16 protein-coding genes and 1 tRNA gene are annotated in these 13,385 nt (G+C 63.5%); 16 read left to right on the forward strand and 1 reads right to left on the reverse strand.

Annotated elements, in window-relative coordinates; all coding sequences use genetic code 11:
- Window positions 1–11: 11 nt before the first annotated feature.
- The 16 genes from QZX93_RS04005 (at window position 12) to QZX93_RS04080 (ending at window position 12,969) form a co-directional block, all read left to right on the forward strand.
- On the forward strand, window positions 12–665 hold the full coding sequence (locus QZX93_RS04005) for a response regulator (protein ID WP_295391875.1): 654 nt from the start codon (window positions 12–14) through the stop codon (window positions 663–665).
- Window positions 643–2,526 carry an excinuclease ABC subunit UvrC gene (gene uvrC, locus QZX93_RS04010; protein WP_295391874.1) on the forward strand — a complete coding sequence of 628 codons (1,884 nt, stop codon included), beginning with the start codon at window positions 643–645 and terminating at the stop codon, window positions 2,524–2,526. Before QZX93_RS04005 ends, uvrC begins: the two co-directional genes overlap by 23 nt.
- 15 nt (window positions 2,527–2,541) lie before the next feature.
- Window positions 2,542–3,114, forward strand: coding sequence for a CDP-diacylglycerol--glycerol-3-phosphate 3-phosphatidyltransferase (gene pgsA, locus QZX93_RS04015; RefSeq protein WP_295391873.1), 573 nt, complete (start codon window positions 2,542–2,544; stop codon window positions 3,112–3,114).
- Window positions 3,115–3,185: 71 nt separating this feature from the next.
- Window positions 3,186–3,261: transfer RNA gene (locus tag QZX93_RS04020), tRNA-Gly, on the forward strand.
- Between the two features lie 102 nt (window positions 3,262–3,363).
- Window positions 3,364–4,245 carry a site-specific integrase gene (locus QZX93_RS04025; RefSeq protein WP_295391872.1) on the forward strand — a complete coding sequence of 294 codons (882 nt, stop codon included), beginning with the start codon at window positions 3,364–3,366 and terminating at the stop codon, window positions 4,243–4,245.
- Window positions 4,242–4,853, forward strand: coding sequence for a hypothetical protein (locus QZX93_RS04030; RefSeq protein ID WP_295391870.1), 612 nt, complete (start codon window positions 4,242–4,244; stop codon window positions 4,851–4,853). Before QZX93_RS04025 ends, QZX93_RS04030 begins: the two co-directional genes overlap by 4 nt.
- Window positions 4,854–4,949: 96 nt before the next feature.
- Window positions 4,950–5,237, forward strand: a complete 288-nt coding sequence (locus QZX93_RS04035) for a hypothetical protein (protein ID WP_295391868.1) — start codon at window positions 4,950–4,952, stop codon at window positions 5,235–5,237.
- A gap of 284 nt (window positions 5,238–5,521) precedes the next feature.
- Window positions 5,522–5,812: a hypothetical protein gene (locus QZX93_RS04040; protein WP_295391866.1), complete on the forward strand. Its 291-nt coding sequence runs from the start codon at window positions 5,522–5,524 to the stop codon at window positions 5,810–5,812.
- A gap of 244 nt (window positions 5,813–6,056) precedes the next feature.
- Window positions 6,057–6,977 carry a hypothetical protein gene (locus QZX93_RS04045; protein WP_295391864.1) on the forward strand — a complete coding sequence of 307 codons (921 nt, stop codon included), beginning with the start codon at window positions 6,057–6,059 and terminating at the stop codon, window positions 6,975–6,977.
- Window positions 6,974–7,534 (forward strand): primase-helicase zinc-binding domain-containing protein, encoded by a 561-nt coding sequence (locus tag QZX93_RS04050; protein ID WP_295391861.1) that lies wholly within the window; start codon window positions 6,974–6,976, stop codon window positions 7,532–7,534. The genes QZX93_RS04045 and QZX93_RS04050 overlap by 4 nt, the downstream gene beginning before the upstream one ends.
- Window positions 7,518–8,876 (forward strand): phage/plasmid primase, P4 family, encoded by a 1,359-nt coding sequence (locus tag QZX93_RS04055; RefSeq protein ID WP_295391860.1) that lies wholly within the window; start codon window positions 7,518–7,520, stop codon window positions 8,874–8,876. The genes QZX93_RS04050 and QZX93_RS04055 overlap by 17 nt, the downstream gene beginning before the upstream one ends.
- A 327-nt stretch (window positions 8,877–9,203) precedes the next feature.
- On the forward strand, window positions 9,204–9,848 hold the full coding sequence (locus QZX93_RS04060; protein WP_295391858.1) for a hypothetical protein: 645 nt from the start codon (window positions 9,204–9,206) through the stop codon (window positions 9,846–9,848).
- A gap of 46 nt (window positions 9,849–9,894) precedes the next feature.
- A complete protein-coding gene (locus QZX93_RS04065; RefSeq protein WP_295391856.1) occupies window positions 9,895–10,281 on the forward strand; it encodes a hypothetical protein in 387 nt (128 codons plus the stop codon).
- A 1,114-nt stretch (window positions 10,282–11,395) separates the two neighbouring features.
- A complete protein-coding gene (locus QZX93_RS04070) occupies window positions 11,396–11,632 on the forward strand; it encodes a hypothetical protein (protein WP_295391854.1) in 237 nt (78 codons plus the stop codon).
- 79 nt (window positions 11,633–11,711) lie between these two features.
- Window positions 11,712–12,398, forward strand: coding sequence for a hypothetical protein (locus QZX93_RS04075; protein WP_295391853.1), 687 nt, complete (start codon window positions 11,712–11,714; stop codon window positions 12,396–12,398).
- A 148-nt stretch (window positions 12,399–12,546) separates the two neighbouring features.
- The gene (locus QZX93_RS04080; protein WP_295391851.1) at window positions 12,547–12,969 is read left to right on the forward strand and encodes a hypothetical protein; all 423 of its coding nucleotides are present in this window, start codon (window positions 12,547–12,549) and stop codon (window positions 12,967–12,969) included.
- A 191-nt stretch (window positions 12,970–13,160) separates the two neighbouring features.
- Here QZX93_RS04080 and QZX93_RS04085 read toward each other — a convergent pair.
- The coding region (locus QZX93_RS04085; protein ID WP_295394390.1) for a hypothetical protein at window positions 13,161–13,385 on the reverse strand (225 nt) is incomplete at its 5' end.

Consider the following 13,385-nt stretch of genomic DNA (forward strand, 5'->3'; position numbering starts at 1 on the left):
GGGCTCCCGCCATGATTAAGGTGATCATCGTCGACGACCATGCCCTGTTCCGGGCCGGACTGCGGCTCATCCTCGCGCAGCAGGACCAGATCGAGGTGGTCGGTGAGGCGGCGAGCGGCGAGGAGGCCCTGCGGCTGGCGAAGCGGCTGGAGCCCGACATCTGTCTGATGGACGTGCAGATGCCGGGGGGGATGGGTGGCATCGAGGCGACCCGCCGACTGTCGCGTCTGCTCCCCAACTGCCGGGTGATCGCACTGACCATGCTGGGCGACGACCCCTTTCCGGCCCAACTGCGGGAGGCGGGGGCCATGGGCTATCTCACCAAGGGATGCCCGGCGGAGGAGTTGGTGAAGGCGCTGCGGCTGGTGGCGAGCGGTCATCCCTATGTGGATTCATCGGTCGCCCAGGCGCGGATGCTGGCACAGTGGGGCGGCGAGACGGGCAGCCCGTTCAAGGAGCTCTCGGCCCGCGAGTTGCAGGTGACCATGATGATCCTGGACGGCCAGCGCACCCAGGACATCTCCGCGACCCTCTCACTGAGCCCCAAGACGGTCAGCACCTATCGGACCCGCATCTACGAGAAGCTCGCGGTGCAGACCGACGTGGATCTGACCCGTCTGGCGATGCGCCACGGCCTGATCAATGACGGCTCCAAGGACACCTGAGCCGGCGGCGTCCGAGCGGGTGCCGGCCGCGCCTTTCGACCCCCGCGAACGACTGGCGCAGTTGCCCGAGGGGCCAGGCGTCTACCGGATGGTGGATGCGGCCGGCACCGTCCTGTATGTCGGCAAGGCGAAAAACCTCAAGCGCCGCGTGTCGAGCTATTTCAGTCGCGCATTGAACAGTCGCCTGTTGCTGATGGTCGGGCAGGTGGCAGAGATCGAGGTCACCGTCACCCGCAGCGAGGGCGAGGCCCTGCTCTTGGAGAGCAACCTTATCAAGTCGCTCAAGCCGCGCTTCAATGTCCTGCTGCGCGACGACAAGAGTTACCCCTTTATCCGTTTGACCACCGAGGACGCCTTTCCGCGTCTGGCCTTCTACCGCGGCCCGCGTAAGGGTCCCGGGCGTTTTTTCGGCCCCTATCCGAGCGCCTGGGCGGTGCGCGAGACGCTGCAACTGCTCCAGCGGCTGTTTCCAGTGCGCCAATGCGAGGACAGTTTCTACCGCACCCGTTCGCGTGCCTGTCTCCAGTACCAGATCAAGCGCTGCACCGGGCCCTGTGTCGGACTGGTGAGCGAGGCGGTCTATGCACAGGATGTCGCCCATACCGCCAAGTTTTTGGAGGGGCGCACACAGGAGGTCATCGGTGAGCTGGGGGAGGCCATGGAGCGGGCGGCCGCCGCCCTGGACTTCGAGCGGGCGGCGGTGCTGCGCGATCAGATCGGGACCTTGCGCCGGATTCAGGAGCGTCAGTATGTGAGCGGGGAGGGCGGCGATCTCGACATTGTCGCCACCGCCCAGGAGGGGGGGCAGAGTTGCGTTCAGGTCTTCTTCGTTCGCGGTGGGCGCAATCTGGGCAACAAGGCATTTTTCCCGCTGGCCCCGGCGGACACGGACGAGGGCGCCTTGCTGGCCGGGTTCCTCGCCCAGTTCTACGTGGACAAGGAGGTCCCCGGTGAGCTGGTCTGCTCTGCGCTGCCGGACGATCTGGACCTGCTGGAGGCGGCGCTCACCGAGCGGGCGGGGCATCGCGTGGAGATCCGCGCACGGGTGCGCGCCGAGCGTGCCCGCTGGCTGGAGATGGCCCGGGGCAACGCCGTGGTCGCGCTCAAGGCGCGGCTCGGCAGTCAGGCGGGTTATGCGCGGCGCTTGAGCGCCCTGCGCGAGGCCCTGGCCCTGCCGGAGCTGCCCGGGCGCATGGAGTGTTTCGATATCAGTCATACCATGGGCGAGCGCACCGTGGCCTCCTGCGTGGTGTTCGATGACGCGGGTCCGCGCAAGTCGGACTATCGGCGCTTCAATATCGAGGGCATCACCCCCGGCGACGACTATGCCGCCATGCATCAGGCCCTGACCCGGCGCTACACTCGGGTCCAAACCGGCGAGTATCCGCTGCCTGATTTGGTGTTTATCGACGGTGGGCGCGGCCAGCTTGGCGCGGTCGCAGAGGCGCTCCAGGCGCTGGGGCTCCAAGGGCTCACGCTGGTCGGTGTCGCTAAGGGTCCGGACCGACGCCCCGGCACCGAACAGCTTTGGTTGTTGGGGCAGGGGACGCCCGTTATACTCCCGGCCGACTCCCCGGCACTGCATCTGATTGCGCAGATCCGCGACGAGGCCCACCGCTTCGCCATTACCGGCCACCGTCAGCGCCGGGCGCGGGCGCGTACCGCCTCGGTGCTGGAGGAGATCGGCGGCATCGGTCCCAAGCGTCGGCAGCAGCTTTTGCTGGCCTTCGGCGGCATGCGCGGTCTGGCCCAGGCGGGGGTCGAGGACATCGCCCGGGTCGAGGGCATCAGCCGCGACCTGGCGCAGCGTATCCATGACACGCTGCACGACGCCTTACACCAGCCCATTCCTGCCCCCTGAGCCGCGGTCCGACCCATGTGGAATACACCTAATTTGCTGACGATGCTGCGGATCGGTCTGATCCCCGTGTTCGTCGGCGTGTTCTATGTGGAGGCACCCTGGGCGTCCTATGCCGCTGCCGGGATCTTCGGTATGGCGGCGGCCACCGACTGGCTGGACGGTCATCTGGCCCGGCGTTGGGACCAGACCTCGCCGCTGGGGGCCTTCCTCGATCCAGTCGCCGACAAGCTGATGGTCGCGGTGGCCCTGGTCCTGCTGGTGCAGGCGGACCCGCGCACGCTGGTGGTGCTGCCCGCCATGGTCATCATCGGCCGGGAGATCACGGTCTCGGCGCTGCGCGAGTGGATGGCCGAGGTTGGCGCCCGTGCCCAGGTTGCTGTATCATCAGTGGGTAAGTTCAAGACCACCGCGCAGATGGTGTCGATCATCCTGATGTTGCTGTGGCACTCCGCCCTAGGCCCCTGGGTCTATTGGCTGGGTCTGGTGCTACTGTATGTGGCGGCGGTGCTGACCCTGTGGTCGATGGTGATTTATCTGCGCGCGGCCTGGCCCAGCCTGTCCGGCCAGGTGAGTCACGGACCCAGATGAACGTCCGGCAAATGGATGAGAAACGATGCTTGACAGTTTCGACTAATAGACTATAATAATCTGCTTCCAAAGCGGGAATAGCTCAGTTGGTAGAGCACAACCTTGCCAAGGTTGGGGTCGCGAGTTCGAGTCTCGTTTCCCGCTCCAAATTTTTGTAGGGTGTTGATTCTCTTAGGTAGTGCGCCCCCACGGCGAACAGGCGACCCTTGTACTAGGGTTCTGATCGTTTTGCACTGTCGAGGAATCGCAATGGCCACCCTTGCCGCCGTGATTGACGCCTTTGTCGCGTCGCGCGAACACGACCGAGCGACGCTCGGTCGGCTCGCTTTCTGGGCTGATCGTCTGGGCAGTCGGGAACTCGCCGAGATCGCCCCCGAGGACGTCGATACCGTCCTGGTGCAACTGGCCGAGCGCGGCCGACTCAAGCCACGCCGCGGTCAAGACACCGCGTCCGCGGGCGTTCCGCTGGCCGGTTCCACCCTGAACCGCTACATATCCCAACTCCAAAGCATCTTCAAGTACGCCCGCCGTCTGCGGCTGCTGCCGCGCGCCCATGTGCCGCCGACCCGCGGCTTAGAGAAGTCCCCCGAACGCCCGGACCCCAACCGCTATCTTCGCCCGGAGGAGGTTGAGCGGCTGTTGAAGGTCGCCCGCCTCTTAGATACCCGCTGGGGCCGGCTGTCGGCCCTGATCCTGACGGCCTTTCATACTGGCTTGCGGATCGGGAACTTGCAGGCCCTCTGCTGGTGCGACATCGATCTTGAAAAGCGCACGGTCACGGTCGCCAAGACCAAGAACGGTCAACCCATCGTATCCGCCCTGTCCGAGCGCGCCGCCGCCGAACTGGCCAAGCTCCCAGGCCAGACCCCTGATGCCCTGGTGTTCGCTGGCCGCCGCGGCTGTCCCCACCACTTCCGCGCCCTCTGGACCAAGGTTTGCACCGAGGCCGGCTTGCCGGGTCGCAACTTTCACCAACTGCGCCACGGTTGCGGGTCGGCACTCGCCACCGCCGGAGTCGGGCAAGCGCAGATTATGGCAATCATGGGCCACCGGACCTTGACGGCTTCGGCCCGCTACATGCACCAGAACGCGAGCGACAAGCTTGCTGTGGTTGATAGGGTATTCAGATGAGCGACGTTAAGAATCAGGCCGACTCAAGGCCGAAGATTATTGTTGATCAAGTGCTAACGGCTTATAACCGGGCAGCGTATTTGTTTCAAGTGCAGCGCATGGATTCATTGCGTGACAGGATAGGGTTACTACGGGAATGGTACCCAGAATTAGAATTTCCTAATAAAATGCTGGAGATAATTACTAAGTTATGGGGTCCCGATATAGATTACGATAATCCCGACACGGACCCCACTAAACGCGAGTATGTTCTTGGTCAATTAGAGCTTGTCCTGACACGCTTCGGGATGCGCGAACAATTTCTGTCACCGTGCGTACAGGGAGGGGCCATGGAATCAGAGGCTTCCAGCCGCGAACGAGATCAAGTTAAGCCGTTCTTCGATAGGGCTGATCGCGCCATGTTCGTTAAGCATGGCCGGCACCCGGGGGGCGGATGGCTGTTGGATGAAGCCGAGAAAATATTAGATGAAGATTTGAAGCGCGCAGGGAGTGAGGAAGAACGCGACGCGCTTCTTGAGACTCGCAAGCTTCTTACCGAAACCCGTGCCCGGGCCTATGTGAAATTGCGCAAGGCCAAGCCTGACCACGCAACAACGGGAGGGGCCTAGGGTTCTCCCGTCGCCGAAGTGGCTCGCCACTGTGCGACCCGGTAATTTATCGCCTGACACTTCGCCGTGGGGGCGAACTACCGGAGGCACTACACTATGGCGAGCAACGTGGCAACACCGGTTGCCGAGGATACAACTGATCGATTCGCGGGATACCAGCCTTTGCGCCCGTGGGTGGCAAAGCATGGTGGGCATATCTTCGCGAGCTTTTCCGCCGCCGAATGGTTCATTCGGGGGCACCGCGCCGAACTGGTCCGCTCTGGCCAGCTCATTGTTCGGCGAGGGGCGGCCGGGAGTCTGGTCGGCCCGCAGTTCGAGCGCGTGGTGTTGGACATCCTGCGGACTGAGAGCCTGCGGACCCTGGAACAGGAAGCCGCAGCATGAGCGCCCGTTCACAAGCGCGCCGCGCATCCAGGCAAGACAAGGCCAGCCGCCGCTGGCCCAAAAACGAGAAAGCCCAGACCCGGGGGACAACCGGCAATCTGGGCAGCGAGGTGACCGACAAGAAACTGAAATGCCGTCGCGATAGGCCCCAGCAAGGGCCTACCACGTAAAGACCGCACTACCGGTCACCGGCCCCACCATTGTACCGCGTCCGCGCGGCCCATGGTGCGCGCCCCTGCCCGCCCGCGTGCGGTCAAACCCCAACCAGTCCCGGAGTTTGACCCATGGCCACGACCAAGAAAACCGCGCCCCCCACGACCACCCCGGGCGAATCCTTACCCGACTTGCTGCCGCGGGACATTTTCTCCGCAAGCACCGATCTTGAAGAGCGCCTGAGGGAATTGCACGCGCTTGCCGTCTTGCTGTCAACGGATGCGGTAACCGAGCTGGAAGGCGGTTCGTCAGTGGCGCTGCGCTACCGCGTCGGCGCCACGATGCTCTGTGACAGACTCGCGGGTGAGTGCGTCGAACTGTTCCAGCGCGCGCACGACGAGCTGAGGGGGAATGCAGCATGACTGGCCCCCGCCGCACGCTGACCGAAGCCCTGGACACAGTGGCGGCCCTACGCGCCGATGTCGCATTGCTTGACGGTCTTGTCGCCGAAGCTGCCCGCCCCAGTGCGAGCTTAGACGGGGCCGCGCTGCTCGGATTGTCAGCAACACTAGGGCGCTGGGCGGATAGCCTCAGCGACCTTTCAGAATGCCTTGGCGCCCTGGCCAGTTCCGCCACCCCGGGAACCGCTCCACCGGAGGTGCAGCTATGACCGACCCCGCCCGTAGCCCCCGGCGCGGTATCAAGCCGGCCGCGAACCTTTCTGAAACCGCTTTCCCCCATGCCCCGGTGCGGCCCGACTCGCCGCCCGAGGTGCATCCGGTCTGCCTGTTGTTGCCGTCCATGGGTGACGCGGACCTCAAGAACCTGGTGCAGGACATCAAGACCAATGGCCAGCGACACCGGGTCTTGCTCTTTGAGGGCAAGATCCTTGACGGCCGGCACCGGGCGCGAGCCTGCAACGAGCTGGGCATCGTCCCCCAGTATGAGGAGTGGTCGGGTTCCGATCCCGTGGCCTTCGTCCTCAGCGAGAACCTACATAGGCGACACCTAGACGCATCGCAGCGTGCCGCCGTAGTGGCTGCCGCAGAGTCCTACAGCACGCGCGAGGCAGAGGCCGCGGCCCGTGAGAAGGCCGGAAAGAAACACGAAACGCTAACCCTAGCGCCACGTGGCGCTAGGGTTAACGAAACGGGTAAGGCCGCCGCCGTCGCTGCCACCACTGCCGGTGTTTCGACGCGGACAATGGAGCGCGCCCGCAAGATCGCGAAGCAAGGCACCCCTGACGACGTGCGCGAAGTCATAGAGGGCAAGGTGACTGTTACCACCAAGGCCCGCGAGATCGACGCCCGCAAGCGTCCGCCCGTTTCCCAGGAAACGCCCGCCGCCACGCCAGTGACTGCCGGCCCGGCCCCGGCGCCTGAGATCCTCGAGCCTGATCCGGCCGACGATTCTGTCAATGTGCCCGTGGTCCTCAAGTTCACTGATCGCGAATGGGAACGGCTGCGCGCAATCGGTAAGAGGTCCTGGAACGGATACCGGGTGCAGGCCATTGTTCGGGCGTTCGTCTTGCTGCGACTGGAAGACGAAGAAGATAGGTTGGAAGAACGCGCGAGGCCCGCCCGATGAGCGCCCCATCGTTCGCCAAGGTCAAGGCCGCCGCCCGTGGCCACTGGCTGGGCATCCTTCAAGCTCAAGGTGTTCCTGATGCCGTGCTGGACGGCCGGCACCACCCTTGCGCCTGTGGCGGTCGCGACCGTTTGCGCTGGGACAACAAGAACGGTGACGGCTCATTCATTTGTGGGGGTGGAGGTGAGCCTACGGCCGGCGATGGGTTCGCCTTCATGGCTCATTACCTGGGGATGACCCTAGCCGAGGCCCTTGCCGCCGTCGCCCAATATCTTGGCGTGGTGGGTGACGATACCCCGGAGGCGCGACAGGAAGCCCGTAAGCGCGCGCAGGCCGCCGACCGTGTCGAGATCGAGGCCGAACTGTTGCACGAGCTGTATGTTCTCGTGAGTGTCATTCAGGCCCGGGTGACGAGTCGCACCATCGCCCGGGATGCCAATTTCCGCGCGTTGCGGCCCGACTGGCGGCCCTTCCCAGATGGCGACTGGGAGCGGGAGCGCCTGGCCGCCCGGCGCATCGGCAACGGCTTGGAGGCCCTGTATGGACGCGGCCGTTAGTTCGATCCTTGACCGGGTGCCGCGTGGCGGCAAGAAGCCGCCGAACCCGGCGCCTGCCGATGAGGCGCCGACTCATTACGACATCGCCGTGGATTGGATCGGGCGCCAAGGGGAGTTGGCGCCAGTGGCAGACGAGGGGCGGTTGTGGGTCTACAGCCAGAGGAGCGGACTGTTTGAGGCGATTGCGCCTGAAACCATACACACCGAAATCGGTAAGCGGTACCGGTCAAAGAACTGCAAGAAGTACTCGGATTACAAGGCCGTCGCCGCCCTGGTGCATGACATGACCGCCTCCCCTGGATTCTTCCGGGATGCGCCCACGGGATGCATGACGCCTGCCGGGTTCTTCGATGTGAGCGGGGCGCATGTGCGCCACCGGGAACCATCGCCGGACCTGCGACAGCGGTTTGCTATGGCGGTCACACCGACCGACACGGACGCCAGCCGCTTCGATCAGTTCCTTGATCAGACCTTCAGGCATGACGACTTGGACACGTCGCTTGCCCAACAGCGCCTGCTCCAAGAGATTGTCGGCGCCGCCCTGGTCGGGACGCTCTACCGCTACGAGAAAGCCGTTCTCCTACACGGCAAGGCACAGGCCGGCAAGTCCACCATTCTGCGGCTGATCGAGGCCCTGTTCCCGCCGCAGTTCGTCGGCTCGGTGTCGCCCTTCACCTGGTCAGACGACTACCACGCGGCGGCCCTGGCTGGCTTGCGCGTCAACCTGGTGGGTGAACTGCCAGCGGATAAGGAGTTGCCCGCCGCCGCCTTCAAGCTGATCACGGGGCGCGACGCGGTACAGGGGCGGCATCCCTTCGGCCGGGTGTTCAGCTTTCGCCCGACCTGCGGACACATCTTCAACGGTAACGACTTCATCACGACGCGAGATCAGCACCCGGCATTCTGGCGCCGCTGGCTGTGTCTGGACTTCCTCAACACGGTGCCAGAGTCAGACCGCGATGAAGCCTTGGACGAAAAGATTATTCGCGAGGAACTTCCTGGGGTTGCCTGGTGGGCCTTGGAGGGTGCCCGGCGCCTGGTAGAGCAAGGGCACTTCAGCGATTCACCGGCACACCACGCGCTGATTGAGCGCTGGCGCCAGTCTTCCGACTCGGTTGCTGAGTTCGTTGCCGATGTTGACGCGGTGCGCGTTGCCGCCGCTGCAGTCGCCGTCCGGGGCGATGCTTACAAGGCGTTCTGTGTGTGGTGCAAGGACAACGGCCGACAATCGCTAGCCAAGAGGAAGTTCTTCAGCAGAATCGAGGGGTTGGGGTATGTTATTTCGCAATCCAGCAAGGGGTATTGGGTCATTCGAGGTATGGAGTTGATCCCCCCCAGATAACTTGATGGGTATGTGTACAGAAGAAACAGAAGAAACAGAACGAAAAACGCCCCTTAAAGCCATCTACGCGCGCGGGCGCACGCACACACGGGGCCGGCGTCGCCGCGATCCTTCTGTTTCTTCTGTTCTGCGACCGGGTATCCCGGGCACAGGGCGAGCCGACAGGGCATCAACCACCCGCCGGACAGACAACGAACGCGGACCAAAGCGAGAAGAAACAATGGCCTTAATCCAGCGACACGAGGCGGTCCTGCCTGACAGGTGCCAGGTCTGCGGCGCATGGTGCCCAATCGACCCGCTTGGAACTCCACCGACTGAGGTGCGCCAGTGAACGCTATTGCACGCCTGACCGCCACGGAAGCGACGCGCGCGGCACTGACCGCCGATGCCGCCGCGATCCTACGAACGGCAGTCGCGATGCAAGGCCCTCCTGCATTGGCTAATACGCGGGACCATGCAGCGCACCACGAGGCCGGACACGCGATCCAGCACGCGGCCGAAGGGCACCACGTCTTAGGCGTGGGGGTCTATCGGCGCGGCGCCGATTGGCTTGGGGGTGTCACTGTGGCGGGTCCGGGCTGGCGCATCGACAGCGACACCGACCCACGGGCGGACCTGGTACGTGCGCGCGTCCTGCTCGCTGGCCCCCTGGCGGAGTGGCTGCACTGCGCCAGCCCTGCGCTTGGGGCAGGGGTTGACGAGATCGCCTTGGCGCGGGGAATCGTCGCGTCGGTTGCCTGTAAGCTGTCGATCGACCCCGAGGCATTGCACACCCGCACAGTGTGCGAAGTCATAGAAACCTTTGCTTGCCATCGTCATGCGTTCAATGGATTGGCCGCTGCCTTGATGGTTCATCGCAAGGTGAAGGGGTTTCAATTACTTCGGCTCTTGGAGAACGGCGGTATGGTCAACCCGCCGGGCGTTGCACGGTGCGGACAAGCGAGTTTGAAGCAACCGACTAGAATCATCTGATCGTATCAACATTGAATGCGCAACAACAACCCGAGAGGTTAATGACGTGACTGATACCAGAGACAACACCACTACTCAGGAATGGGGCTACAGCGAACTTGACTTGCCGAACTTCGCCGCCCCCCTGGACTTCACCGACCCCCTGCTGGCCATGGACTTCACCGACCCCCTGCTGGCCATGGACTTCACCGACCCCCTGCTGGCCATGGACGCCCTACCGGACTTCACCGCCCCCCTGGACTTCACCAACCGCCTACTAGACGTGGCTGAACTGACGAGAGGAAAGAGCCGACCCAAGAGACCAAGAAAACCAAAGAATGGCTACTCGCGAAAGAGAGACCCGCGTAAGAGTCCAGCGGTACGGGCCGCCAAGAGGCGCGCGCAAGTGTGCCGCCGGCTTGGTTCTGCTGAAGCTCGGACGCTGACGTCCTGAGAAAGGATCGCGGTCTGTGTTCGCGGGTCCCTCTGGGGCTTTCCCTCTGTGCCCCGCGCCGCGAGCCGCGGTTCTTGGCAGAGTTTCGATACGGTCTAGGTACATTGTGATGTGTAAATAATAGGCTTTACCTATCATTAGGCGCTGTTAAACAGGTATGCCCTATCAATCGCACGAGGTTCCGACATGCTTGACACATGGAATTCTGCAGAGGCTCTGGTTCGGATCGCCGCCGCCTTGGAGTCTGGCCGCCTACCGCCGGTAGGGGATCGCGCCTTCCTTGCTTGCGCGATTCGCCGCTGGCTGCAAGAAGACGAACCCATTGATCGCGCGCTTGGGCTGGGTGGAGGGCAGGGGCTACGCAAGGCGCGCACCACCTACCTGCGGGAGTGCCGAAACGCGGCCCTGCGGAAGGCTCACACCCTGGTTGACGGGCCTTCAGCGTGGCAGCGATCCGTGGCGCTTGCCGCAGAGGTCCGCCACTTCAACGCGAGCATCTGGCCGTGCTGGGGGGGCCTTGATGAGCCGCCCACGGGGTTTAGCGACTTACGGGCGGCCCTGTTTGAGGCCGCCAATCTAGGCGCCCTGCCGGAGACGCCGGAGGGGCTACACCGCATCTGTGGGCCGTTTGCGCACGACTTGTAAGCCCCCTTTTCGCTTCGGAATAAACGCGGCACGATGGCGATTCTCTGGGGTTTGAACCTCCCCCGAGAATGGAGCCGCTTCGATCCTGGTGAAACGGAGCAAGCCGCGAGGTGCTTAGACACCACCATCACGGAAGTCGGAAGTGAGACACCCGGCGCCGTCGCCCCCCGGTCAACGGGGGCACCCTATTCGCCATAAGTGGAGGCCCTATGATCTACACCGCCGTTCGCCACCCCGGCGCCGCCGCCCGTATCCAAGGGGCTACGGCCCCGGCTTCGGTTGCGCGGCTAAACCCCATTGCTGAGAGAATACTTGCCAACTATCGGCTAATCATCGGCACGCATCCCCAATCACCCGCAGCCACAAACCTAACGGCTGCGCGCATTCTTTCCAGTTATCGCGGTGTTATTGGCCCCGGGATTGCGCGCAACCTGCTTGCCCCGATCCGGGCATTCGGGGGCGCTTAATCATGGTCACAGACTTTTCAGATGTGCTTGCTTCCCTGGCCGGCGCCCGTCAAAAGTATGATGAGGCTCGCAAGGAGTTGGAGAGCATGAAGCGCCGCCGTGAAGATATCGCCGCCCGTTCTGCCGTGTTGCCAGAACTTGACGCGCGAATTGGTCAAGCCGAGGTAGACCTTGCCGAAATGCTCAATGCAGCCAATCGGATGGGAATCACTATTGACAGAGGCGTCATAATTTCATAGCTACCCAGCATCATCGAGCCCACATAAGCGGCATAGCCGCTCGATGTTCGGCACCCTTCGCCATTGAGAGGAAAAAGATATGTTCACCAAAAAACCAGTTGAAAACGGCGATCTTCCGGCACTGCTGAATGTCAAAACCAGTACGGAGGCCCGCGCCAATATCGCCAAGTCCGAAACGTGGACGGCCGACACCGCGCGCGAAATCGAGCGCCTTGAAGCCGAGCGGACTTCGGCCCTGTTGAACGGTTCTGACGAGGATGTTGACGCCTTGGACGGCGCGCTACAAGCCGCCCGACGCCGCCGGGATCGCCTGGCCGCCACGATCCAGCGGCTTGGCGAGCAAGCCCTGGATCTGGAAGCCGCAGAACTGCGCACGGCTGCCCGCGAGGCCATTGCCAGGGCGAAGGCTGGGCATAAGAAGTACCCCGCCATGCTGGACAAGTACCAAGCTGCCGCCAATCTTATCGGCGCTTTGGTTGCGGAAACGATTGAGCTTAATCAAGTCGCCTTTGATGCCCGGAAATTGGCGAAGGAAGCGGGGCTTGATAATAGCGAGTGGGATCACCTGACGACCCCGGCCGGGATGATGTCGACTCCCGATCAAAAGGTTGTGAAGGATGTTCCCGGCGGAGTGGAAGAAGGCACAATTAAAGGCCGACACGTTCTTGACTTGGAAAGGCCGCCATGGCTCCAAGGAATCTCTTTGCCTGCTCCATTTGGCGGTGCGATGATCGTCCAGCGGGGTAATTTCCCCAGCCATTACTGATCGGGAATACACGTCGGCTTGCACCGAGTGCATCAAAGGGTCGCTTTTCAAAATCGACCCTTCCAAGTCTGCTGAATTGCTCCTGATTCAGTGCCGCGCAGCCCTCATACATCTTAAAGCCACACAACGCAATCACAGGACAGAACCCATGTCATTGAGTAATGTCGACGTAGCCGCCATCTATGCCGCTCGCCGTCCGCTAGCTGCCACCCAACGCAATACGCAACCTGCCCCGGGTGCCTTGATCGACGTAGCCGCCATCTATGCCGCCCGCCGTCCGCTGGCTGCCCCCCAACGCAATACCCAACCCGCCCCGAGTGCCTTGATCGACATAGCCGCCATCTATGCCGCTCGCCGTCCGCTGGCTGCCCCCCAACGCAATACCCAACCTGCCCCGCGTGCCTTGATCGACGTAGCCGCCATCTATGCCGCTCGCAGCCATCTGACTGGCACCCAACGCAATACGCAGACTGCCCGGGGTGGCTTGATCGACGCAGACGCCATTTATGCCGCTCGCCGTCTTGGGTTGGGCCAGTCCGAGCACGTTCCCTCTAACTGCGGCTGGCGATGATCGCCGGGGCTTGTGGTCGGCTGCATCAAGGCGCCCTTTACCAAGGTCCGGGGCACCCCCAAGGCCCTGGCACTGGCGCCGCGGTCGGATCGAGGTCCGGCCGGTACTGACGGGCGGTCGGCTTCCAGGATCGCCCCCGGCTGCACCTCCTGGCCCTTCACCCATGGCGATGGGCACCGGCTGCACCTTCGTCACTGGCGCCGATGATCGAGGTCGGCAAGCTCAAGGCCGTGTGGCGTCCGGGTGGAGCTGCGCCGCGGTCGGATCGAGGTCCGGCCGGTACTGGCGGGCGGTCGCCTTCCAGGATCGCCCCCGGCTGCACCTCCTGGCCCTTCACCCAGGGCGATGGGCACCGGCTGCACCTGGCCACTGGCGCCGATGATCGAGGTCGGCAAGCTCAAGGCCGTGTGGCGTCC

Origin of the sequence: uncultured Thiodictyon sp., from assembly GCF_903946935.1 — a bacterium.
Classification (GTDB): domain Bacteria; phylum Pseudomonadota; class Gammaproteobacteria; order Chromatiales; family Chromatiaceae; genus Thiodictyon.

Excerpts from the sequence above, each read along its gene's own strand:
- QZX93_RS04005 (WP_295391875.1), top strand. The coding sequence starts at position 12 with ATGATTAAGGTGATCATCGTCGACGACCATGCCCTGTTCCGGGCCGGA.
- uvrC (WP_295391874.1), top strand. The coding sequence starts at position 643 with ATGACGGCTCCAAGGACACCTGAGCCGGCGGCGTCCGAGCGGGTGCCG.
- pgsA (WP_295391873.1), top strand. The coding sequence starts at position 2,542 with ATGTGGAATACACCTAATTTGCTGACGATGCTGCGGATCGGTCTGATC.
- QZX93_RS04025 (WP_295391872.1), top strand. The coding sequence starts at position 3,364 with ATGGCCACCCTTGCCGCCGTGATTGACGCCTTTGTCGCGTCGCGCGAA.
- QZX93_RS04030 (WP_295391870.1), top strand. The coding sequence starts at position 4,242 with ATGAGCGACGTTAAGAATCAGGCCGACTCAAGGCCGAAGATTATTGTT.
- QZX93_RS04035 (WP_295391868.1), top strand. The coding sequence starts at position 4,950 with ATGGCGAGCAACGTGGCAACACCGGTTGCCGAGGATACAACTGATCGA.
- QZX93_RS04040 (WP_295391866.1), top strand. The coding sequence starts at position 5,522 with ATGGCCACGACCAAGAAAACCGCGCCCCCCACGACCACCCCGGGCGAA.
- QZX93_RS04045 (WP_295391864.1), top strand. The coding sequence starts at position 6,057 with ATGACCGACCCCGCCCGTAGCCCCCGGCGCGGTATCAAGCCGGCCGCG.
- QZX93_RS04050 (WP_295391861.1), top strand. The coding sequence starts at position 6,974 with ATGAGCGCCCCATCGTTCGCCAAGGTCAAGGCCGCCGCCCGTGGCCAC.
- QZX93_RS04055 (WP_295391860.1), top strand. The coding sequence starts at position 7,518 with ATGGACGCGGCCGTTAGTTCGATCCTTGACCGGGTGCCGCGTGGCGGC.
- QZX93_RS04070 (WP_295391854.1), top strand. The coding sequence starts at position 11,396 with ATGGTCACAGACTTTTCAGATGTGCTTGCTTCCCTGGCCGGCGCCCGT.
- QZX93_RS04075 (WP_295391853.1), top strand. The coding sequence starts at position 11,712 with ATGTTCACCAAAAAACCAGTTGAAAACGGCGATCTTCCGGCACTGCTG.
- QZX93_RS04080 (WP_295391851.1), top strand. The coding sequence starts at position 12,547 with ATGTCATTGAGTAATGTCGACGTAGCCGCCATCTATGCCGCTCGCCGT.